The sequence below is a fragment of the Acinetobacter sp. AL9 genome, assembly GCF_041464035.1.
GTDB lineage: Bacteria > Pseudomonadota > Gammaproteobacteria > Pseudomonadales > Moraxellaceae > Acinetobacter > Acinetobacter towneri.
The window spans coordinates 1-23,517 of record NZ_JAYFSK010000019.1 but is presented as its reverse complement, the minus strand read 5'-3'; the positions used below and the strand labels follow the sequence as shown (position 1 = coordinate 23,517).

Annotated in this window: 21 protein-coding genes; 12 read left to right on the top strand and 9 right to left on the bottom strand. The window is 39.6% G+C overall.

Annotation, left to right across the window (positions count from 1 at the left end; all coding sequences use genetic code 11):
* Positions 1-84 precede the first annotated feature (84 nt).
* The 4 genes from ACEO2X_RS06540 to ACEO2X_RS06525 all read left to right on the top strand — a co-directional run bounded on the left by ACEO2X_RS06540 (position 85) and on the right by ACEO2X_RS06525 (position 5,091).
* Positions 85-444, top strand: a complete 360-nt coding sequence (locus ACEO2X_RS06540) for a hypothetical protein (protein ID WP_004973219.1) — start codon at positions 85-87, stop codon at positions 442-444.
* Between the two features lie 202 nt (positions 445-646).
* Positions 647-916: a hypothetical protein gene (locus ACEO2X_RS06535; protein WP_004973220.1), complete on the top strand. Its 270-nt coding sequence runs from the start codon at positions 647-649 to the stop codon at positions 914-916.
* A gap of 296 nt (positions 917-1,212) precedes the next feature.
* Positions 1,213-3,852 (top strand): bifunctional aconitate hydratase 2/2-methylisocitrate dehydratase, encoded by a 2,640-nt coding sequence (locus ACEO2X_RS06530; RefSeq protein ID WP_004973223.1) that lies wholly within the window; start codon positions 1,213-1,215, stop codon positions 3,850-3,852.
* 507 nt (positions 3,853-4,359) lie between these two features.
* Positions 4,360-5,091 carry a hypothetical protein gene (locus tag ACEO2X_RS06525; protein WP_136144030.1) on the top strand — a complete coding sequence of 244 codons (732 nt, stop codon included), beginning with the start codon at positions 4,360-4,362 and terminating at the stop codon, positions 5,089-5,091.
* A 114-nt stretch (positions 5,092-5,205) separates the two neighbouring features.
* Here ACEO2X_RS06525 and ACEO2X_RS06520 read toward each other — a convergent pair whose 3' ends face one another.
* Positions 5,206-6,363, bottom strand: coding sequence for a hypothetical protein (locus ACEO2X_RS06520; protein WP_371971287.1), 1,158 nt, complete (start codon positions 6,361-6,363; stop codon positions 5,206-5,208).
* A gap of 371 nt (positions 6,364-6,734) precedes the next feature.
* On the opposite strand from ACEO2X_RS06520, the gene pepN reads away from it, so the two are divergent.
* Positions 6,735-9,344 carry an aminopeptidase N gene (gene pepN, locus ACEO2X_RS06515; protein ID WP_371971286.1) on the top strand — a complete coding sequence of 870 codons (2,610 nt, stop codon included), beginning with the start codon at positions 6,735-6,737 and terminating at the stop codon, positions 9,342-9,344.
* A gap of 78 nt (positions 9,345-9,422) precedes the next feature.
* On the opposite strand, the gene ACEO2X_RS06510 is transcribed toward pepN, so the two are convergent.
* Positions 9,423-9,677 (bottom strand): hypothetical protein, encoded by a 255-nt coding sequence (locus tag ACEO2X_RS06510; RefSeq protein WP_004973239.1) that lies wholly within the window; start codon positions 9,675-9,677, stop codon positions 9,423-9,425.
* Between the two features lie 329 nt (positions 9,678-10,006).
* Between ACEO2X_RS06510 and gorA the strand changes: the two genes are divergently transcribed.
* Together gorA and ACEO2X_RS06500 are read left to right on the top strand one after the other, a co-directional pair.
* Positions 10,007-11,359: a glutathione-disulfide reductase gene (gene gorA / locus ACEO2X_RS06505; RefSeq protein ID WP_371971285.1), complete on the top strand. Its 1,353-nt coding sequence runs from the start codon at positions 10,007-10,009 to the stop codon at positions 11,357-11,359.
* Positions 11,360-11,849: 490 nt separating this feature from the next.
* The gene (locus ACEO2X_RS06500; protein WP_004973244.1) at positions 11,850-12,068 is read left to right on the top strand and encodes a hypothetical protein; all 219 of its coding nucleotides are present in this window, start codon (positions 11,850-11,852) and stop codon (positions 12,066-12,068) included.
* Between the two features lie 159 nt (positions 12,069-12,227).
* Here the strand turns inward: ACEO2X_RS06500 and ACEO2X_RS06495 are convergent, their stop codons facing one another.
* Together ACEO2X_RS06495 and ACEO2X_RS06490 are read right to left on the bottom strand one after the other, a co-directional pair.
* Positions 12,228-12,674, bottom strand: a complete 447-nt coding sequence (locus ACEO2X_RS06495; RefSeq protein ID WP_004973247.1) for a universal stress protein — start codon at positions 12,672-12,674, stop codon at positions 12,228-12,230.
* A 50-nt stretch (positions 12,675-12,724) separates the two neighbouring features.
* Positions 12,725-13,174 (bottom strand): universal stress protein, encoded by a 450-nt coding sequence (locus ACEO2X_RS06490; protein WP_004973248.1) that lies wholly within the window; start codon positions 13,172-13,174, stop codon positions 12,725-12,727.
* 315 nt (positions 13,175-13,489) lie between these two features.
* Here ACEO2X_RS06490 and ACEO2X_RS06485 point away from each other — a divergent pair, with 315 nt between their 5' ends.
* A complete protein-coding gene (locus tag ACEO2X_RS06485; RefSeq protein ID WP_371971300.1) occupies positions 13,490-14,461 on the top strand; it encodes an alpha/beta hydrolase in 972 nt (323 codons plus the stop codon).
* Between the two features lie 47 nt (positions 14,462-14,508).
* On the opposite strand, the gene ACEO2X_RS06480 is transcribed toward ACEO2X_RS06485, so the two are convergent.
* The 4 genes from ACEO2X_RS06480 to ACEO2X_RS06465 form a co-directional block, all read right to left on the bottom strand.
* The gene (locus ACEO2X_RS06480) at positions 14,509-15,684 is read right to left on the bottom strand and encodes a benzoate/H(+) symporter BenE family transporter (protein ID WP_371971284.1); all 1,176 of its coding nucleotides are present in this window, start codon (positions 15,682-15,684) and stop codon (positions 14,509-14,511) included.
* 83 nt (positions 15,685-15,767) lie between these two features.
* Positions 15,768-16,430 carry a leucine efflux protein LeuE gene (leuE, locus tag ACEO2X_RS06475; protein ID WP_004973255.1) on the bottom strand — a complete coding sequence of 221 codons (663 nt, stop codon included), beginning with the start codon at positions 16,428-16,430 and terminating at the stop codon, positions 15,768-15,770.
* Positions 16,431-16,526: 96 nt separating this feature from the next.
* Positions 16,527-17,513 (bottom strand): transaldolase, encoded by a 987-nt coding sequence (gene tal / locus ACEO2X_RS06470; RefSeq protein ID WP_346792357.1) that lies wholly within the window; start codon positions 17,511-17,513, stop codon positions 16,527-16,529.
* A gap of 89 nt (positions 17,514-17,602) precedes the next feature.
* A complete protein-coding gene (locus tag ACEO2X_RS06465; protein WP_004973259.1) occupies positions 17,603-18,493 on the bottom strand; it encodes a LysR family transcriptional regulator in 891 nt (296 codons plus the stop codon).
* 107 nt (positions 18,494-18,600) lie between these two features.
* Between ACEO2X_RS06465 and aceI the strand changes: the two genes are divergently transcribed.
* Positions 18,601-19,032 (top strand): chlorhexidine efflux PACE transporter AceI, encoded by a 432-nt coding sequence (gene aceI, locus ACEO2X_RS06460; protein ID WP_371971283.1) that lies wholly within the window; start codon positions 18,601-18,603, stop codon positions 19,030-19,032.
* Between the two features lie 109 nt (positions 19,033-19,141).
* Here the strand turns inward: aceI and ACEO2X_RS06455 are convergent, their stop codons facing one another.
* Positions 19,142-20,653, bottom strand: a complete 1,512-nt coding sequence (locus ACEO2X_RS06455) for an acetyl-CoA C-acetyltransferase (protein ID WP_104852102.1) — start codon at positions 20,651-20,653, stop codon at positions 19,142-19,144.
* 239 nt (positions 20,654-20,892) lie between these two features.
* Between ACEO2X_RS06455 and ACEO2X_RS06450 the strand changes: the two genes are divergently transcribed.
* The 3 genes from ACEO2X_RS06450 to ACEO2X_RS06440 all read left to right on the top strand — a co-directional run.
* A complete protein-coding gene (locus ACEO2X_RS06450) occupies positions 20,893-22,284 on the top strand; it encodes a 3-oxoacyl-ACP reductase (RefSeq protein ID WP_371971282.1) in 1,392 nt (463 codons plus the stop codon).
* A 142-nt stretch (positions 22,285-22,426) separates the two neighbouring features.
* On the top strand, positions 22,427-23,281 hold the full coding sequence (locus ACEO2X_RS06445; protein WP_131260931.1) for a MaoC/PaaZ C-terminal domain-containing protein: 855 nt from the start codon (positions 22,427-22,429) through the stop codon (positions 23,279-23,281).
* 128 nt (positions 23,282-23,409) lie between these two features.
* Positions 23,410-23,517, top strand: a 108-nt coding sequence (locus ACEO2X_RS06440; protein ID WP_178319009.1) for a helix-turn-helix domain-containing protein, incomplete at its 3' end; no start/stop codon positions are given.

Here is a 23,517-nt window from a genome sequence, read left to right as displayed (position 1 = left end):
AGAGCGCATTTTTTAAGCTTGTACATGGATAGTTTCGTATTTATGCAAACTTTTGATTATCATAAGCACAACAGGAGAGCTTCAATGAAAAAGATTTTGGTGGTGACTGCAGTGCTTGCATTAATGGGCTGTGCAGAAAAGAAACCCTTAACCCCTGAAGAACAATGGCAAGGCTATTGCCGAAGTGTTGGCAATGCTGCGCGTACCATCATGCTAGATCGTCAAAATGCGATTGAAAAAGAACGTGCGATTGAGCATGCCAATAAAATTGAAGATGACATTACTCGTAATTTTATTTTAGAGATTATTGAGCAAGTCTATGCATTGCCACTTGAAGAAATTAATGGTGATGTTGATGCGGCACGTGAAAAAGTCCGTACGCAATTTACTGAAAAATGTATCGCGACACCGCATGATAAAATGCCTGATTACAAGCCGTTCTAAAAGAACGGTTTTTTTATGAATTAAAATTGAAATATGTTTTGTACTTCTACTATCTTTTATCAAAAAATAGCCTAAGTGAATCAAACGTCTAAAACTAAAATAAATAACAAATAAATTGTGACAAGTTCTAAATCTTAAAACTGGCAAAGCTTATCTTTTTCATGAATAATTAAAAACATAACAAAAACAGTAGGAGCGCATAATGGAAGTGGTTGCTTACCTGCATAATGCAGATTTGCTCTTAGAAGATGAACAAGGTGTCGCGGTAATTGGCGGCAGTCATTATGTTTTAAGTTTAGGTGATCGGGTGTATTTACGTCAGCAAATTGATGCACCTGCAAAGATATATCAAGTTCAAATTTCATTTACCAGTGCAGAACACTGTATGCTGCATGAAGATGAAATTCAACTCAAGTTTGAAGGTAGTCGCGAACAATTACAGCACTATCTTCAAGCCACAACAGTACACTAAGGTGGAATATCATTCATTCATTAGAACAGGCAACATGAGCGTTGCCTTTTTTACGAGTTAAACTTTAGGCGAAAAGTTAGTGTACATACAGACAAAGTTAAAATTAAGTCGTGTTTTGCCTGTAAATTGAACAATATGCGCATCATTTAGTTATAAAATAATGGGCATCACAAAGAAACACTCTAGTTGCATTAACTTTTAACCTGAAGTTTAGTAAAATTTTGCAGTCCATATTGTTTGTGATGCTTTAAAAGCAGGAATTCACAAATAATTTTTTAAAAAAGAGGAATAACACCGTGCTAGAAGCTTACCGCCAACACGTTGAAGAACGTGCCGCACTCGGAGTCCCACCGAAGCCACTTGATGATGTGCAAACAGCTGCATTAGTTGAATTATTAAAAAATCCACCAGCAGGCGAAGAAGCTTATTTGGTTGATTTGCTTGAAAACCGTGTACCTGCAGGTGTTGACCAAGCGGCATACGTTAAAGCTGCTTTCTTAGCTGCTGTAGCAAAAGGTGAAGCAACCTCTCCACTCGTTTCTAAAGAGCGCGCAGTTTACTTACTAGGCACAATGCTTGGTGGTTATAACGTAGCACCTTTAGTAGAGCTTTTAGACAATGCTGAATTGGCTGGCTTAGCAGCTGAAGCATTGAAAAACACTTTGCTTGTATTTGATGCGTTCCATGACGTAGCAGACAAAGCAAAAGCAGGTAACGAAAACGCGAAAGCAGTTTTACAATCTTGGGCTGATGCTGAATGGTTCACTAGCCGTAAAGATGTACCTGAAGAAATCAAACTTACAGTGTTTAAAGTTACTGGAGAAACCAACACTGACGACTTGTCACCTGCACAAGACGCATGGAGTCGTCCAGACATTCCATTGCACGCAAATGCAATGTTGAAAAACGTACGTGATGGCATCAACCCAGAAGTTCCTGGTGAAGTTGGTCCATTAAACCAAATCAAAGACCTTATCGCGAAAGGCAACCAAGTTGCTTACGTGGGTGACGTTGTTGGTACAGGTTCTTCTCGTAAGTCTGCAACTAACTCTGTACTTTGGTTCTTCGGTGATGAAATCGCGCACATTCCAAACAAAAAAGATGGCGGCTACTGCTTAGGTGGTAAAATTGCGCCAATCTTCTTTAACACAATGGAAGATGCGGGTGCTTTACCAGTAGAAATCGACGTTTCTAATATGAACATGGGTGATGAAATCACTCTTAAAATCGACCATGCTGCTGCTAAAGTAACAGCGTTCAAAGACGGCGCACAAATCGCTGAATCTGAACTTAAAACTCCAGTGCTTCTAGACGAAGTACGTGCAGGCGGTCGTATTAACTTGATCGTTGGTCGTGGTTTGACAGCTAAAGCGCGTGAAGCTTTAGGTCTTGCACCATCTACTTTGTTCCGTACTCCAGTACAACCTGAAAACACAGGCAAAGGCTTCACTCAAGCTCAAAAAATGGTAGGTCGCGCTTGTGGTCTTCCAGAAGGTCAAGGTGTTCGTCCAGGTACTTACTGCGAACCTAAGATGACTACTGTTGGTTCTCAAGATACAACAGGTCCAATGACACGTGACGAATTAAAAGATTTAGCTTGCTTAGGTTTCTCTGCAGACTTAGTAATGCAATCTTTCTGTCACACAGCTGCGTATCCAAAACCAGTTGACGTTCAAATGCAACACACGCTTCCTGACTTCATCATGAACCGTGGTGGTGTTTCTTTACGTCCAGGTGACGGTATTATCCACTCTTGGTTAAACCGTATGCTTCTTCCAGATACAGTAGGTACTGGTGGTGACTCGCATACTCGTTTCCCAATTGGTATTTCTTTCCCAGCGGGTTCTGGTCTTGTAGCGTTCGCTGCAGCAACTGGTGTTATGCCACTTGACATGCCTGAGTCTGTACTTGTGAAGTTCAAAGGTAAAATGCAGCCTGGTATCACTTTACGTGACCTTGTACATGCGATTCCTTACTACGCAATTAAAGAAGGTGACTTAACTGTAGAGAAGAAAGGTAAGAAAAACATCTTCTCTGGTCGTATCTTAGAAATCGACTTAACAGAAATGGAAACTGACTTAACCGTTGAACAAGCATTTGAATTGTCTGATGCTTCTGCTGAGCGTTCAGCTGCAGGTTGTTCTATCACACTTTCTGAAGAGAAAGTTGCTGAATACCTTCGTTCAAACATCACCATGCTTAAGTGGATGATTTCTGAAGGTTATGGCGATGCGCGTACTATGGCTCGTCGTGTTGAGAACATGGAAAAATGGTTAGCGAACCCATCACTTCTTAAAGCTGATGCTGACGCAGAATACACTAAAGTGTATGAAATTGACCTTGCAGACATCAAAGAACCAATCCTTTGCTGCCCGAACGACCCAGATGATGCAAAACTTCTTTCTGACGTTCAAGGCGACAAAATTGATGAAGTATTCATCGGTTCTTGTATGACAAACATCGGTCACTTCCGTGCTGCTGGTAAGTTATTAGACAAAGTTCCTGGTGGTTCTTTATCTACTCGTCTATGGTTAGCGCCTCCAACTCGTATGGACGAGCGTCAACTTATGGAAGAAGGCTTCTATAACACTTACGGTAAAGCGGGTGCGCGTACAGAAATGCCAGGTTGTTCATTATGTATGGGTAACCAAGCACGTGTAGCACCGAACACAACTGTAGTATCTACTTCTACACGTAACTTCCCGAACCGTTTAGGTCAAGGAGCAAACGTTTACTTAGCTTCTGCTGAGCTTGCATCTGTTGCAGCGGTACTTGGTAAGTTACCAACACCAGAAGAATACCAACAGTACGCTTCTCAAATCGACAGCATGTCTGCTGACATCTACAAGTACTTGAACTTTGACCAGATGGAAAGCTACACAGACGCTGCTGCGAATGTAGACACCAAGAAAATTGCTGCTGCTCAGTTGACCTAAGTTAGGAAAAGCAAACGCAAGAGCAAATCTATGATTTGTTCGAGTGTTGAGCGATAAGCAAGATCAAATAAGGGCTGATTATTCAGCCCTTATTTTTATGCGTAAAATTTCAATCTAATAATGAATGACATTTAAAACAGCATAGATTGTGATATTTCAGCTTGCCTAGCTGATTTTAAAAATAGGGGCGTAAGCTATGAAATAAATTAGGATTTAACTTATTAAAACAATATAAATTTGCATATCAATACCGTTTGTCATAAAATAATGTAAACTGCGTCACAAAATATAATGGATTAATGCTGGTATTCAATTTTAATTATAATTTTTGGTAAAAACTTTATTGAAATGAACTACTTAGTTTTAATTTTAATGAAATTGGATATTTTTTAATAACTTACTATAATGATTGTAAAATTATGTAATTAAAATGTGTCATATTATTAATGCATTGACCAATTAAAAAAATTTTGCGTCTCTCTTTAAATATGAAACTGGGTTGTTTTTATGAATTTAATAGAAACAGTTTTTGACTTTAAAGCGCTTTCAATGCAGCAGCAATCGTATTTTTTTGAAAAAATTTATCAATTCGATCAAAAAATCTTTCCAAATTCGAGTTTAGAAGAATTTAAAGCCTTTGTTTATGACCCCGATGCAATCGCAGTCATGGTTATTCAATATCATGATCGAGATCAAGTGGTTGGGCAAAATGTTATTCCTTTTATTTTGATTCATTATAATGAACAGCCTATGCATGTGGTCAATTCACGAGCGGGTTTTTTGTCTGAATATCAAAAACAAAATTTGACGATTCCAAGTGCAGTCAAAGCCATGTTGAATCGACGCTTAAAAAATCCATTTATTCCATTGTGGTTTGTGATTAGCATTAATCAACCGAAGATTTATTCTTTGTTTGCTTCGCGTTCTAAAAGTTTTTTCCCAAGAGTCGGGAAAACTATGCCTAAGGAATATCATGAAGTTTTGCAGCTTATGGCGGCACGGTATCCTGAAATTCAAAAGCGCGGTGAAGGCGTATATGTGCATGAAACTCATTCTCCAGCACGAAGTTTTGAGCAACTGATGCATTTGAGAATTCCGCAAGATGTACATTCCAATTTCTTTTTGCAGCACGCGCCTGATTATTTTGATGGTTGGGGCATTATGTGTATTTGTAAATTAGACGGTAAAACTTTATCTGAAACGGCACTCAATTTAGCACTAAACAGAAAAGTGGATTAGGTGCTTATCACATCGAAAAACTGTAATCCTCTGTACGTATCCTGTTGACTCTATACTGCAGTAGATGATGAATTTGGGCAGTGATGGGGTGTAACCATCATCTTCACCAAAGTTTTATTGAGTGAAATAATGATCTTGATGTTTGCAGTTGCGACAAAATAAGGACACATAATTTTCTGCGTCATAATCGACAGTCAGTTCATCCGATCCGCAGTGCATACAGCGTTTAAGTGAATAAAATTTAAGTCGTGCTTCAATTTTTCGCCAAGAACGCCACACAGGTTGAAAGAAAATCCTTTCGTCATAACCCAAAAAGCGGAAGAATAAAATTTCGCTCATATAGCTGAAAGGCAAATTAGGCGGGCGTGGCAGGGTAGAGGTCTCCCATTTTTCAGCCACTGACCGTTCTCGGTATTGCTGCACAGTCTTTTTCAGTAAATTGGTATTAATAAAGTTTTCATTACGCGGTTTGAGTGCTTTTTGTTGGTATAAAAATTCCAAAGCAGTTTGCACCAAGTAATAAATTTGCCCAACCGCCAAGGCATCTAAAAGTCGGTAGCAAAAGCTCTGAAAACTATGGTTGCCCGCAATTTGTATTCCCCAAGTTCGACAATAAAATTGCATAAACTGCACAATCTCTTGATACAGCAATAAATACAGCGCATCTTTGACTTCATCTGCTGTTTTGAACGGTGTGCCCATACTCAGATTTTCATAAAACCAATAACGTAATTGTTGTGCAATGCTGAATAAGCTTGGTTCAGAATAACCATCTAAACGGACATTGATATAATATTGCTGCGCATTTTCCGCAAAATCTTTGGCAATTAATATTTGCTCTTTTAGCAAATGTTTGATCATGCCGTGCTGGAAAAAATAGTTGGGGGTAATATTTAAATACTTGATTTTTTCCCAATCTATAAATTCTTCATGTGGAATATGTTCCTGTGCATGCTGATCTAAAATACTCAATAAAAATAATTTATCTATAAAACGCAGCTGATTTAATTCGCGTTCAGGTGCATCCTGTTTTTTGAATTTTTGTTGTTCTTGCAAGCGGGTTTCCGCCATGATTTTTTTGCGTTGTTGGGTACAGCTTGCGCAATGACAGTTTTGTTGTTGGCTATTTTGAAAGATGCGATGTTCACAATGACTACATTGGTGAAAATTTAATTCCTGCTCATATTGTTCTGCTTCTACCCAATACATAGATGCCTGACACAAAGGGCATAATGTGCTTTCATCTAATTGTTTTTGCAGAATTTGTAGCATTGTGAAATAGAAGCTCAAGTAAATCGTGATATGTCATTATACATGGCTTGTGTACTGAAAGGTGGAAGCTTCTGTGCTTTTGATCATCATCAAAATTAGCCTGTGTTGGTCGTATTTGAAGTGAAGTTGCATATCAAAATATTAAATTTACGCGTAATAGCAATACAGGTATTGATTTAAACAGTCTGCTTTTATGTTACTTGTACAGGATTAATCCAGATAGGATTGAAAAGCTTGGGTTGAGCGCCCATATAAATCAGCATTGTTGAACAAGACTGAAATAGATTGTGCGCAGACAGATGTTGAAAGTTGTCGTATGATCATTGCAACTTTACAAAAACAAGCGCATCGCCACAAAGAATGAGGACAAGATGAATATTGCAGCAAATCCTATGGTTGAAGCCAGCCAAACTATCTATTTAAAAGACTATCAAAAACCTTCATTCTTGGTAGATGCTGTAGAGCTAGATATTCAAGTCTATGCAGATTACACCCAAGTGGGTGCAACATTGAAAATGCAGCGTCAGACTGCAGGCGATTTGGTGTTATTGGGCCGTGATTTAGAATTGAAATCTATTATTTTGAATGGCACGGAATTATCGGAAAGTGACTATCAATTAGATAGTGAGCAGCTTCGCATTGCAAATGCACCTGATCAAGTCACGTTAGAAACCATCGTGATCATTCATCCTGAAAGCAATACGCAACTTGAAGGCTTATATCAGGCAAGTTCTGATTTATTTGTTACCCAAAACGAGCCTGAAGGTTTCCGTAAAATTACCTTCTATCCTGACCGCCCAGACGTATTGTCGGTATTTACCACACGTGTTGAAGCCGATAAAAAATATCCTGTGTTATTGGCAAACGGCAACTTGTTAGAAACAGGTGAAGCAGGCGAAGGTCGTCATTATGCGATTTGGCAAGACCCGACCAAAAAGCCAAGCTATTTATTTGCTTGTGTGATTGGCGATTTGGCAGTCATGAAAGACCATTATGTGACATCTGAAGGGCGTAATGTTGCACTGGAAATTTATGCAGAAGAAAAAGACATTCCAAAATGCAAAATTGCTATGCAAGCGTTAAAACATTCGATGCGTTGGGATGAAGAACACTATGGTCTGCCGTATGATTTAGATAATTATATGATTGTGGCGACCAGTGCCTTCAATATGGGCGCAATGGAAAATAAAGGTCTGAATATTTTCAATACGTCATGTGTATTGGCCGATGAAGAATACACCACAGATGCCGCAATTATGCGCGTACAGTCCGTGATTGCGCATGAATATTTTCATAACTGGACAGGTAACCGTATTACTTGCCGCGATTGGTTCCAGTTGTGTTTAAAAGAAGGTTTAACGGTGTTCCGTGACCAATCTTTCTCTGAAGATTTACAGTCTGCCGCAGTACAGCGTATTGATGATGTGGCGGTGCTCAAAGCACATCAATTCCCCGAAGATTCTGGCCCGTTATCGCACCCGCCACGTCCAGATCATTTTGTAGAAATTAATAACTTCTATACCGCAACAGTCTATGAAAAAGGTGCGGAAATTAACCGCATGATGTCGACTTTACTCGGTAAAGAAAAATTCCGTAAAGGTAGTGATGAATATTTCCGTCGTCATGATGGACAAGCAGTCACGGTTGAAGATTGGGTCAATGCTTTAAGCGCAGGTTCAGGTGTCGATTTATCTAATTTCCTGACTTGGTACAATCAACCAGGCACACCAAAGCTTGAAGTGCAGGGCGAATACGATGCGGCTGCGCAGGTTTATCGTTTAAATTTAAAACAAAGTCTGAAAAGCAATGCCAAATATCCAAACTTAAAAGCATTGCCTATTCCTGTTGCATTGGCATTGTTCAATGCAGAAACAGGCGAGCAATATATTTTGCAGTCTGAAGCTTTGGTTGAAAACTCAGTAAAAGATGGTGTGTATTTGTTTGATCAGGCACAAGCAAGTATTGAATTTAGCGGTATAACTGCGCATCCCGTTGTTTCTTTATTGCGTAATTTTTCTGCACCTGTGAATTTAGAATTTAACTATTCTAATGATGAATTGGCATTTTTAATGCAGCACGAAACCAATGGCTTTAACCAGTGGCAGGCGACTCAGACTCTATTGGAACGTATTTTATTGGAAGAACATGCAGCAGATACTTATTTGCAAGCCATGAAAAATACAGTACCTGCTTTAATTGAAAAAGATCCTTTGTTGGCATCACGTATTTTTGATGTACCTTCTGAAGGCTATTTGGGCTGCCGTATTGATCAAAATTATCAACCTGAAAAAATTCAGCAACAACGCAATGCGCTGTTAGATACATTGGCGCGCGAACTTGGTGCATTCTGCAAAGAAACCTATTTAAGCCTTGATCCAGACATGCAGCAAGATTTCTCTCAGGCAATGGGTGTACGTGCTTTAAAGAATATCATGTTGGCGTTAATGGCACGTCAGGGCGATGCCGAAGCGTTTGAGCTGGCACAGCAGCAATACCAAACAACTCGAAATATGTCTGAGCGTTTAGGGGCATTGCGTGTCTTGGTGTGGAATGATGCACCGCAAGCCAAAGCTGCTTTGGAAGATTTTTATACACGTTTTAAAGATGAAGCTTTAGCACTTGATCAATGGTTTATGGTTCAAGCTTCACATCCAAAAGCGACAGCTGAAACCATTCAGGCTTTAACTGCACATCCTGATTATGATTTGGGTACACCTAACCGTATTCGTTCAGTCAGTGGTGGTTTAAATAGCAACCCTGTGAATACATGGAGTTTTGGTGTTCAGCATTTTATTGACTTAGCCAAGTATTTAGATGAGAAAAACCCAATTGTAGGTTCGCGTTTATTGCAGGTATTGTCGCGTTGGTACACTTTGGCAGAGCCACAACGTAACCAAGTGCAAGCAGCGTTGCTAAATTTGCAGTCTGTGGTGAAATCTAAAAACGTGGTTGAAACCCTAAATAGTATGTTAGAGGTTTAAGTTAAAAAACTAAAAGCCATTTCATCAATTCGTTGAAATGGCTTTTTTGTGGCTGGAATACATTAAAAATAATCTAGCTTAGTCACAGCGAATTTGATATTCATTTTTATAGTTGGTGTAAGTTTCATTTAATTCAGCAAGTAATTTTTTCTCGTTATATTGCCGATCTTCAGGTTTAGAATTTTTAAGTACAATTGGCATATATTCATGTTTGTAAATCTGCGTATATTCTTCACAAATAATATGTTTGCGCTCATCTGCAGAATAGTTATCTAAATCGCGAAGCAAGATTTCATTCATTTTGGTATTGATGAGATCGAGTTCATCAAACATGCTTGGGGCTTGATCTGACGGTTGGGATGGGGAACAGCCGAAAGTGATAAAGCTACATATCAGAACGTAAACCCACTGCTTCACATTGACCCCAATGATAAAAAATCAAATTTATATTATAGCCTTAAAAGCGTAAAATTTAAGTGAATAGTCAGTTTTATTGGCAGTGAAATCAATTGAATGACAGTGTGTCGATTTTGTGTATTTAGACAATATGGCTGACTTGGGAAATGCAGTTTTATGTGTTAGTTTTGATGAAAATGAATGTTTTTCTGCGCTGAATTTCTGCAGATGAGTATCTAAAAAATCACGAAAAATTGAGGCATGAAATGGCTAAACATTATGACTATTTGGTAATTGGGGCAGGAAGTGGTGGTATTGCTTCGGCCAATCGCGCGGCGCAATATGGTAAAAAATGTGCATTAATTGAAGTTGCAGATTTGGGCGGGACTTGTGTCAATGTGGGGTGTGTGCCTAAAAAAGTGATGTGGTATTCTGCGCAAATCGCCGATGCTATTCAAAAATACGGCCCAGATTATGGTTTTAATACTGAATTAAAATCGCATGATTGGAATACGTTAATTCAAAATCGTCAAGCTTATATTCAGCGTATCCATGCATCGTATCAATCAGGTTTAGCTAAAAACAATGTTGATGTGATTCAGGGCTTTGCTCGTTTTGTAAATGAAAAAACAGTTGAAGTAAATCAGCAGCAATACACTGCAGATCACATTTTAATAGCCACAGGAACTGAGCCAACACGTCCAGATATTGAAGGGGCAGAGCTAGGAATTGATTCAAACGGTTTCTTTGAATTGCAACAGTTACCAAAACGCACGGCAATTGTCGGTTCGGGTTATATTGCCGTAGAGTTAGCAGGTGTTTTAAATGCGTTGGGTTCAGAAGTTGGATTGTTTATTCGTAAACAATTGCCGCTGCGTAGTTTAGATCAATTTTTAGGTGAAACATTACTTGAATGTATGCGTGATGAACATATCCAAGTGCATACGCAAGCCATTCCAAAGAAAGTCACTCGCCAAGCGGATCAGTCTTTGTTATTACATCTTGAAGATGGTTCACAGCATGAGGTCGATTGTCTGATTTGGGCAGTTGGACGTAAACCAAATACACAAGCATTGAACTTGGCTGCTGCAAATGTGCAGATTGATGAAAAAGGATATATCGCAGTAGATCAATTCCAAAATACCAGCCAAGCAGGTATTTATGCGGTGGGCGATATTATTGGAAAAATTGAGCTGACACCCGTTGCTGTTGCCGCAGGACGTAAATTGTCTGAACGTTTATTCAATCACAAACCAAATGAATATTTAGATTATCAAAATGTTGCCACGGTGGTCTTTAGTCATCCGCCTATTGGTACGGTGGGTTTAAGTGAAGCGCAAGCCATTGAACAGTTTGGGCAAGATCAGGTCAAAGTCTATCAATCTTCTTTTACCTCAATGTACACGGCTGTAACTCAGCATCGTCAAGTGTCTAAAATGAAATTGGTCTGCGTTGGTGATGAACAGAAAGTCGTGGGCGTGCATGGTATTGGCTATGGCATGGATGAAATTTTGCAAGGTTTTGCAGTCGCGGTCAAAATGGGCGCGACCAAGCAAGATTTTGACAATACTGTCGCAATTCATCCAACTGCTGCAGAAGAATTTGTGACTATGCGCTAATGGAGTAGCGTAGTCGCACACAAAGAGTATGGGTTAAAAAAATCCATACTCTTTTTTATTTTTGAAATTTGTAGATAAAAAATCAGAAGATAAACGTCAGAAAGATAAAGTTTGTTATCGTTATTTAGTTAGCCTAATAAGAAACCCACCGAAGTGGGCTTGTGCGATCAAACACCATCCATTGTGTCTGGGGTAGATTATCTCACGAAAATGATTAAGGTTTGATTAAGAAATTTTTGTTTTATTAAGTTTATCTTTACAACTTTGTAGTCCATGCTGCAAAGACTTTAAATCTATGTTATAATATAACTTGTACAATAAAAATATCTCTATTCTCTCGTAGTTATTCATCATCATGCTGTGCTGCATTTATTTTCTATGCACTGCAAATTAAGTGTGATGAATGTTGTTGTATTAAAAACTATGCTCAAAATTTTAATTTGAGCTTGATTTGTAAGTTATAAATGAATTGGTGTAAATATTGAAAAAAATGCAAACAATGCTTGCGAAAGCAGTGAATGGTCGCGAAATTATGGTGTCTTTGGTGGCATCAAAGAAAAAGCAAAATACCCGTGATGGTTTTAAATGGGTCGAAGTCGGAAAACATGTGTTGTTGGAATGTGGTCAGGAAATTGAACTGAATTTAGATGGTCGCAGTTTTTATACCGATACGCATGAAATGTTCCGTTTACCGCATCGGGTTAATTAAGTTTTGGTCTGAAATGAATATTCAACCTAGCTAAACTGGATTGCATAATATGTAATTTAGAAAAGCTTTTAAAAGTTTTATCCAGAAAAATCCCGTTCATTGGCGAACGGGATTTTTTTATTTTATCTTTTACTGTGGCAGAGCACAGTTGGTAATGAATTAAACCTTAACAATCAAAACAGGAACAGGAGACTGAGTCAGTACGTTTTGGGCAACGCTACCGAGCATCATCTTTTTCACTCCAGTACGGCCATGCGAACCCATAATAATCAGGTCAGCACCAATTTCATTGGCAATTTGTACAATCCCTTCAGAGGCTGCAACACCGCGGATAATTTTGGTGTCTACCGAAATACCTTCACGGCTAAAGGATTGCTGAATTTCAGCCAAACGATTTTGTGCATTTTGTTCAGCCTGCATGAAATAATCGGTAATTGCTGGTGCAACTTTGTAGAAGTCCACGCCTACAAAAGGATCAACTGCAATTACACTCATAATAGTAACAGGGCAATTTAGATCTTTTGCCAATGAAAGTGCTTGTTCGGCTGCAGCATAAGACATAGGTGACTCATCTACTGGAACAAGTAAGTGTTTATAAGTTGTCATGGCAAATCCTTATTAAAAATTTATGATGAAAATATGGCTTAAAATAGTGATTAAGCTTTAACTACAAGCACAGGTAATTCTGTATGACGTAATACGTCTGTGGCAAAGCTACCCAATAATAATTTTTGGAAACCTTTACGACCATGTGAACCCATCACAATCACATCGGCATTTAAGTCTTTCGCAGTTTTGATTACACCTTCAGCAGATACCAAACCCTCAACCACGCGAGTTTCTGCATTTACACCCACTGCTTTCGCAATTTCATCTGCTTCTTTTAATGCCTTTTGTGCATTGGCTGTCGCTTGCACAAAGTATTCTTTCATAATGGCAGATGAATAATTATAGTAAAAGTCAGAATCAGTAAATGGGTCTTCCGCAACAAGGCTAATTAAGGTGAGTTTACTGTTAAATACTTTGGCAATTTCAGCTGCATGTTTGACCGCTGAAAAAGAAATTTGTGAACCATCTACAGGGACTAAAATATTTTGGTACGACATGCGGGTAACTCCAGAAATTATGATTATTCGCCTTACACTTTATTGATAGCATATAGTCTATATAGGTTCAATTTAAAATCTGAAAAAAGATTTATAATTCATTTAATTACCCGCCAAATTTGCTGAAAGAAAAGATAAGCTGAAGATGATGAATTTACTCAACTCAACGGCAAAGCTATACGATAAAATAAGATGCTAAATTTGCAAAAATAAATAGACCTTCATAATTTAATTTTAAATTACTTGGGTTTGAATTGGGCGTATGAATCTTGAGGGAAATGTGGTTTGAAAATAATTTGGATGTTGCTGTGTTTTATGTTGTTAAGTGCTTGTCAAACCACGCAGCAGAACAGTCGAATCATTGCTAGTGCATTTAATCTCACCACAGGCTTGCAGCAGAAAATCATGGATCGCTATGCACCCAAAAATATACAAGTGCAACATGATATTGTGTATGCAACGCAGCCTAATTTGAGTTTTGACTTGTATCAAAACAGTCAATTGCAAGATTTAGCCGCACGCCCGACAATTGTCTGGATTCATGGTGGTGGCTGGATTGCGGGCTCAAAAGCACATGCACGTGGCTATTTTAAATTATTAGCCGCGCAGGGCTTTAATGTAATTGCCGTACAATATCAATTTGCCCCGCATGCAACTTATCCTACTCAGTTGCAACAAATTGATCAGGCTTTAAATTACATCACGCAACATGCAGAAAAATATCAGCTTAATCCACAACAATTATATTTAGCAGGCGATTCTGCAGGGGCGAATTTAGCTAGCCATTATGCCGCATTATTGAGTAATCCTGCATTTGCACAGCAGTCTAATTTACAGCCGACTATTCAGCACAAACAACTTAAAGGGCTGATTTTGCACTGCGGGATTTATGATCTAAAAGCGTTTGTTGAAACTGCGCCAGATGAAATGAATATCGTAGAGTGGGGTGTTTATAATTTGGTGCAGGCTTACACGGGAGATCGGAAACAGGACAGTGAATTTCTGAAGAATATTTCGCCTATTCAACATTTAACGGCAAACTATCCTGCGGTATTTATCAGTGGTGGTAACAAAGACTTTTTAACAGAAACTCAATCTATGCCGATGCTGCATGCTTTACAGCAACAGCAGATTCCTGTGACGACAGCATTTTATCCAGATACAAAAGTATGGTTAATTCACGAATATCAATTTTTTATGCACCAAAAAGAAAGCCAGCAAACTTTTGCTAAAACAGTAGAATTTATCCGAAGCACAGCAGACCCTAATGTATCGCGCATACAATAAATCAATACGATGCTTCAGAAAAAGTGTTTTTTAACTGCTTAAGTTATTTAGCTTTTGCTTTGTTTAAACTTTAAAACTGCCAAAACCACACAACCAAAAATCAGTCCCCAAAATGCAGAACCAATACCAAAAAACTGCACCCCAGAAGCACTAAATAAAAAGGTCAATAAAGCGGCTTCACGCTCTGTAACGTGCTGAAAGGCGAGGGCGATGTTGTGTCCAATAGTGCCAAGCAGTGCAATTCCTGCCAAAGCAGTAATAAAAACAGCTGGGAATGACATCAACAAACTGGTGAGCGTTGCAGCAAAGATCCCCATCAAGATATAAAACAAACCGCAGCTAATTCCCGCAATATAGCGTTTACTGGCATCGGGATGCGATTGATCATCTAAGCTAATCGCAGCACTGATGGATGCGATATTGACACTAAAACATCCAAATGGCGCGAAAATCGCTTGTGCTGTGCCTGTCCAACCAATTAAGTGACGTACATTCGGGTTAAAGCCATAGCTTTTGATCATGGCAAGACCGGGCAAATATTGCGACGCCATATTAATGACAAACAAAGGCAGGGCTAAACCTAAAATAGCAGACCAACTTAATTCAGGTTGCATCCAAACTGGTTGTGCAATACTCGATTGCACACTCGGCATTTGAAATTGTAAGAAGATTGGGCATAACGCGACACCAATCAATACAGTTAAAACAATGCTATAACGTGGGCTAAATCGTTTTGCCAATACATAAGCCGCCAATAAAGACAAAATAAATGCCCATGCTTCTTGCAGACTGGTAAATAGGGCAATCCCAAATTTAAGCAGCACACCTGCCAACATGGCGCTGGTTAAGCTTTGTGGAATATAAGTCAGTACCTTTTCAAAAATACCCAAAAAGCCAAGCACTGCTGTGAGTACGCCACAAAACAAAAATGCGCCAATTGCTTCGTGTAAGCTATAACCGCTGCCCGTGGCGATAATCAGTGCCAAGCCTGCGGTAGACCATGAGGTCGCCACAGGATATTTAAATTTCCAAGATAAAATCAGCCCGCTTAGACCAATACCTAAACCCAACGCGCAAAACCAAGAGCTGATTTGCTCAGCACTTGCGCCTAAAATTTGTGCTGCCTGAATGACTAAAACCGCGGAAACACTAATACCGACCAAGAAGGTAATAAAACCTGCAAATACTGCAGGCACAGAGAAGTCATTTAAAAGTTTTTGCATGCTTTCTTAGACATATTTTCTATAATTTATGAACAGATCATACACATTTGAACAAATAGTCAAAAGTGTTTTTTATACTTTTTTTATAGCGTTGAGCTTGCCAGTCTAAAGCCAAAACCGCAGAACAAAATACCAATGCTTGCAACGCAAATGGCTGCAATTTTATAGCGTTGATTGAAATAACTGGCTAATTTGACTCCTGAAAAAATCAAGATAGATAAATAACCCATGCTAATGATTTGTAGGACGATGGCTAAAACAGCAAAGCTCAGCATCGGGTAGGTGTAATCAGGATTGACGAATTGCACAAAAAAAGACAAATAAAACAAAATTGCTTTTGGGTTAATAACGCTAATCATTAAAGCAGTTCGGTAGGGATGAACCCGTTCAGTTGTATTGCTCGTTGCTGTTGTAGAAAGATTGGCGTGCGAAGTCCTGGTTTGTGGAAACCATGTTTTATAGGCTGCAATCAGTAGTTTAATACCTAAATAGCCTAAGTAGAGCGCACCAACTACTTTTAATAAGGTGAATAGCCATGGAAAAGCATGCAATAATGAGGCTGCCCCTAAAATGGTGCACACAATTAAAATCAGATCACCCGTAAATACACCGAAAGCAGCTGCATAGCCTGTGCGTATCCCAAAGCGTGAAGCCACTGACATGACATAGAGTGAGTTTGGGCCAGGCAAGAGCACAATTAAGGTTGTGCCAATTATAAAAGTGCTGAGGTCACTAATACCAAACACGCAAACTCACCTAAATAAAAACCGATGTTGCAGTATAACAACATCGGTTTTGTGGCTTAGTAAAAATTTTGGAATTTTACTGGGATAGGTTAAAGCTTAAGCTTTAATCTCTGCATCTAAGCCGAAAGACTGGCGTAATAGGGTGGCAAGTTGCTCACGCGCTTTAATAAAGCCATCAATGCCGCTTTGTAACAATTGGAACGCCATCAAATCTGCCTCAAGTTGCGCTTTGAATTGTTCCTTTTCAATTGCTGCCAGTGGTTCAGCTTGAACTTGAATGCCATTGGTCGATAACGCTGCAGCGACTTCTCGTTCATCAGCTTCAAGTTCTGCCAATAAATTTGGTGCAACGGTCAATAAATCACAACCAGCTAAAGCCAAAACCTGATCAATACTACGGAAACTCGCGCCCATAATTTCAGTTTGTACTTGATGCTGTTTATAGAATTGATAAATTTTCTTCACCGAAAGTACACCCGGATCTTTTTCAATAGGGTAGTACATGACATTTTCAGCTTTTTTATACCAATCTAAAATACGACCCACAAATGGTGAAATCAACGTCACTTTGGCATCTGCACAAGCATGTGCCTGATGTAAACCAAACAATAAGGTTAAATTGGTGTGAATGCCTTCGGCTTCCAACACTTTCGCCGCTTGAATGCCTTCCCATGTCGATGCAATCTTAATCAAAATGCGGTCTGAATGAACACCATAAGCTTGGTACAGTGCTAAAAGTTCTTTGGCTTTGGCAATGGTCGCATCAGTGTCATAAGACAAAGAAGCATCCACCTCAGTCGAAACACGACCTTCAATCAGCTTTAAAATTTCTACACCAAATTTGACCGTTAAAATATCAATGCTGCGCTCAACCAATAGATCATTTGTATAACCTTCAGCTTTGGCTTGCTCAAATGCAGCTTCAATCAACGCTTTATTTTCAGGTTGATTTGCAGCCGCCGTAATGAGTGATGGGTTGGTGGTCGCATCCAAAGGACGAAACTTTTCAATCGCAGCCAAGTCACTACTATCTGCAACAATGGTGGTTAAGTTTTTTAGTTGATTTAAGGCTGTCTGTGTCATTCGAGATCTAGTTCTTAGGTTATTGCTTATACATTCAGTTATATCACAAACAGCTTTTAACCCAAGTACCAAGCAAGCGGGTTTGTGGATTATTTACCAGTTTTTCTTAGATTTCGGACGTGATTAATCAAAAAATGAGCAGCAGCGCCCAATTGATGTTCTCGGCTCCAGACCAAATCGACAAAATATTCAAATTTTGGGGTGAAATCTAGCAGCTGTAAAATTTTTAATTCGTGTTGTAGTTCAGGATGTTCATTCAGCATTTCCAAGGGCAAGACACCCCAGCCTAAACCCTGCTTAATCATACTGCAGGCAGAATGATGATTATCGGTACGCCAATAGTGCTTAGAAAATAACAACTCGGGTTTAATCTGCCGATCACGGCTCGCCACTACAATTTGCCGATTTTGTAAAATCTGTTCAAAACTGACTTGATCAGATTCAGCCAGCGGTGAATGTCGGGCAGCGACAGGCACTAAAATTTCACGTTTTAATTCCACAAATTGTTCACTGCTTTGTAATTGTTCGCGTTCAAACATAAAGGCCAAGTCCGCTGCTTGAGTCATGAGTAAATGCAGTGCATCTTCTTGTGGCGCAGAGAAAATATTGATCTGCAATTCAGGAAATTGCTGTTCTAGTAACACAATATAATCTGTCCAGCGAGTGTGTAGTAATTCAGACACCACCACAATATTTAAGTGTGCTTCCAGCCCAGAACTGAGCGCAAAAGCATGTTGTTTCCATTGCTTCATTTCTATGAGCAGTTGTTTGCTTTTTTCGTAAAGACTCTGCGCTTGTGGGGTAGGCAAAGGTTCACGCCCAATCCGTTCAAACAGTTTTAGGTCTAAATCAATTTCTAAATTAGCAATGGACATACTAATTGCCGAAGGCACCTTGCCCAATTGGCGTGCAGCTGCAGAAAAAGAACCCGTTTCCATGACGGTGATAAAAATAATCAGCTGATCTTGATTGATATTCATGGCTGAGCATTCGTTTTACTTTTCAATATTATTGATGGATTCTAACTCGATTGGTCAATTAAATGAAAATAAAATAAGCGGGGAAGGATAAGTATTTGAGTAAGCAGATGTTGATTTCCAAAAGAAGATGGGTACATGCCCTGAGTTATGAAGTGATTTTATTGGTCATCATTGCTTTGGTATTAAGTTATGTGTTTGAAATGCCAATGCAAGTGACAGGTGGTCTAGGCATTGCGATGGCGGTGACATCGGTGCTGTGGAATATGTTTTTCAATCACTATTTTGAAAAGTTTGAAGCGCAACACCAGCTACACAGAACTTTTAAAATACGCGTTTTACACGCAATTGGTTTTGAAGGTGGCTTAATGCTCGCCACTATTCCCATGGTGGCGTATGCACTAGAAATATCCATGCTGCAGGCAATTTTGATTGATTTATTGATGACGCTCAGTATTTTGCTCTATACCTTTATTTTTCAATATTGTTATGACCATATCGAAGCGAAATTGGGTTATGCTCCGCAACATTCAGTCAGATAAAACGCTAGTGGCTAATTAAAAGTGAGCTGCTATAAATTAAGCGCTATAAAAAAGCCACCTGAGCGAATCAAGTGGCTTTTATTGCTATCTAAATTGGAACTAGGCAGAATTATTTTTCAATAATGGCTGTTACACCTTGACCGCCTGCTGCACAGATTGACACCAATACGCGACCTGAACCTTTTTGATTCAGAAGTTTCGCCGCAGTGGCAATAATACGTCCGCCTGTTGCTGCAAATGGGTGACCTGCTGCCAAAGATGAACCTTTGACGTTCAGCTTGCTACGATCAATTGATCCTAAAGGTGCATCTAAACCTAAACGCTCTTTACAGAAGTTCGGATCTTCCCATGCTTTTAAGGTCGACAAGACTTGTGAAGCAAATGCTTCGTGAATTTCGTAATAGTCGAAGTCTTGTAATGTTAAACCAGCACGTTCAAGCATACGTGGAACAGCGTACGCAGGTGCCATCAACAAACCTTCTTTTTTGCCTACAAAATCAACTGCTGCAGTTTCTTGGAAAGTCAAATATGCCAAGACTTCGTGACCATTGGCTTTTGCCCATTCTTCAGAGGCAAGTAATACGCAAGATGCACCATCGGTTAGTGGAGTCGAGTTACCCGCCGTCATAGTGCGCGCGTCGCCTTTACCAAAAGCAGGTTTTAACTTCGCTAGTTTTTCTACAGTAGAATCTGCACGTAAGTTATTGTCACGTTCTAAACCTAAGAATGGCGTGATGAGATCATCAAAGAAACCTTCGTCATAGGCAGCTGCCATTTTTTGGTGAGATGAAGCTGCTAACTCATCCTGCGCTTCACGAGAGATGCCCCATTCCAACGTAGTAATGGCTTGGTGGTCGCCCATTGATAAACCTGTGCGTGGTTCACCGTTACGTGGCGCATCCATTAAATCTTTAATGTTGATTTTGGTTAATGCTTTTAAGCGGTCTTTACCTGTTTTTGCAATGTTCAATTCAAGCAATGCTTTACGCAAACCATCGCCAAATGCGATTGGCGCGTCAGAAGTCGTATCTACACCGCCTGCAACACCAACCTCGATTTGACCCAGTGCAATTTTATTCGCAACTAAAAAAGCAGCCTGCAAGCCAGTACCACATGCTTGTTGTATATCGTAAGCAGGTGTTTCAGGAGCAAGGGCAGTATTGAGTACGCACTCACGAGTCATGTTAAAGTCACGGCTGTGTTTGAGCACTGCACCTGCAACAACTTCACCCAAACGCTGACCTTGTAAGTTGAATCGTTCAACAAGACCATTTAATGCTGCTGTAAACATATCTGTATTAGATGCAGTAAAGTAAGCGCCATTAGAACGTGCGAATGGAATACGGTTACCACCGATAATAGCAACGCGGCGAACAGTGTTTTGGCTCATAATTTTATCCTGTTGAACAGAGGTATTGGTATTAGATGGTGCTTTTGTTTGCGTTGAAGCAGTTGTTTTAGCACGGCTAGTCGTGCGGGTACGTGTAGTTTTTGTCGTACTCGTGTTGGAACGGGTTGCAGTGTTGCTACTTTTGCTTGTACGTTTAGCAGTTGATGTATTTGACACAGAATCCGTTGCAGAATTTTCCACTGCTGGATTTTCTTGAGTTGTTTTGCTCATAAGGCTTTTCCAAGCATGTTAAGGGTCTACTTGATGCGTACATTAGCACAATAGTATGACAGCTGAATTGACTACAATGACATTGCAGAATGCATTCAGGTCAAGACATCTGATAATTAACTCAAGTATGATTTAGCACAAACGGGTAACGCTATTGAAATGTGGGCATTTGGCATCATATTGATGTTAAAAGATATCGTGTAATCCATCAAAAAATGAATTTATGAGAGATAATAATCATGACTGATCAATACCAAACATTTGCAAAATCTCCTATTGGTAAATTTGTCATTAAAAATTTGGGTTTACCATCCCCAACTTTTTTAGATCGTTTTGAGTCTGCAACACCAGTGGTAAAAGGTGCAGTACTTTTAGGTGCAGCCCCTGCAAGTGATTTATCTGCATCAATTGCACAGGTTTTAGCCAATGTACATGCCAATAGTTATGCAGGCAACAATGCAGAATTGCAACAAGCTGCGGCAAAAGTAGGTTTAAATTTAGGTGCGTTCAATTCGGGCGATAAAGAATCTAAATTTAAAGTGGTGGTGTTTGATGCTTCAGGTATTGAAAACTCAGAACAATTAAAAGCGCTTTATGATTTCTTTAACCCAATCGCACGTCAAATTCAGGCTTCTGGTCGCGTGGTGGTGATTGGTACTACACCAGAAACTGCAGGCAGTGTAAAAAAAGCCATTGCACAACGCGCTTTGGAAGGTTTTGTAAAATCGGTAGGCAAAGAATTTAAAAAAGGCATTGCGGCTAACTTAATTTATGTCGATCAAGGTGCTGCAGCAAACTTAGAATCTACGTTACGTTTTGCCATTTCACCACGTTCAGCTTATGTGTCAGGTCAGGTGATCCGTGTCTCGAATGCTGCAACTGTAGAGGTAGATTGGGCAAAACCATTGGCAGGTAAAACTGCTGTAGTGACAGGTGCAAGCCGTGGTATTGGTGAAGCGATTGCGCATGTGTTGGCACGTGATGGTGCACACGTTATTTGCCTAGACGTTCCACAACAACAAGCAGATTTAGACCGTGTTGCTGCTGAAATTGGTGGTTCAACGCTAGCAATTGACATTACTGCTGCAGATGCAGGCGAGCAAATTAAAACAGCTGCCGCTGCGCAAGGTGGTTTGGATATTATTGTGCATAATGCGGGGATTACCCGTGACAAAACTTTGGCAAATATGAAACCAGAGCTTTGGGATTTAGTCATTAACATCAACTTGTCTGCAATTGAGCGTGTGAACGATTACTTATTGGCAAATGATGGTTTAAATGCCAATGGTCGTATCGTTTGCGTATCTTCAATTTCAGGTATTGCAGGCAACTTGGGTCAAACCAACTATGCAGCATCTAAAGCTGGTGTGATTGGTGTCGTGAAATTTACCGCACCTGTTTTAAACAACGGTATCACCATTAATGCGGTTGCACCGGGCTTTATTGAAACGCAAATGACTGCTGCAATTCCTTTTGCCATTCGTGAAGCAGGTCGTCGTATGAACTCTATGAGTCAGGGTGGTTTACCTGTAGACGTTGCAGAAACCATTGCTTACTTTGCTTCATCGGCATCGACAGGTATTAATGGTAACGTGGTACGTGTTTGTGGTCAAAGCTTGTTAGGGGCTTAACACCTTCAAAGTTCTCTCCCTTGGGGAGAGGATTTAGGAGAGGGAGATAAGGGGATAGATTATTAACCCTTCTCTCTAGCTTTCTCCCAGCGGGAGAAAGAACTCCATTAAATAAATTAGAAAAACTTCTCAAAGGTTCAGTATGAATACTCGCCATTTTAGTCAACTTCCAAAACCCTATTTAGCCTATCCAAAAGTGATTCAGGGCTTAATTTTTAAAAAGCCAAAAGGTGAAAAAGTTCTGCCGCAAGTTGAATATGTGGTGGATTCATTCAAGGTCGATCAAAAGCACTTAAAAGCCTATAATGCAGTGACAGGTTTTAAAAATAACGGCTATATTCCTGCAATTTATTTGGCTGTATTGTCACAAAGTCTGCAAATGCACATGATGACCCAAGAAGCATTTCCATTTGCAATTTTGGGCTTGGTGCATATTCGCAACCAAGTCAAACAAAGCCGTAAAGTTGGATTGAATGAACAACTGACCTTGTCGTGTAAATTTGGTGAATTGCAACCACATGATAAAGGCGTACAGTTTGATTTTATTACCACCGTTAAAGTAGGCAATGAGGTGGTGATGGAAGGTTTGACCACGTATTTAGCACGTCAAAAAACCACCACTAAAGCTGCTGCAAAGCCTGCAGAAAGCAAAGCGCTAAACTATGCCGTTCAAGCTGAATGGGATATTTCTGAAAATACAGGTCGCCGTTATGCTTTAACGTCTGGCGATTTTAACTTAATTCATATCCACGCGATTACTGCAAAAGCATTTGGCTTTAAACAAGCGATTGCGCACGGCATGTGGAGCAAAGCCAAAGCCTTATCTAGTTTAACTTTGCCAGATGCTTATGAAGTCGATGTGTGGTTTAAGTTACCTATGTATTTGCCATCTAAAGTTGAGTTTTTAACTGCAACGGACGCTAAAAATACAGATTTTTTAATTCGTAACAGTAAAAACCAAAAACCGCATGTGACAGGTGTTGTCACCGCGCTTTAATTCAGTGATCGAAAGCCCAGATTGCGCAGATTCAAATCCCAAGTGCAACACATTTGTAGTTAGTTGAAAAAGTTAGGTGTATTCATAGAATCATTAGACTTTTTCAACTCGCAATTGGAAAGCACACAATGAAGAAATACACCCAACTTTCTCAAGATGAAAGATACGAAATTTATGCTACTTTGAAAAGTAAAAGTTCAATCGCTACCCTTGCTCGGGAGTTAGGACGTTCACGA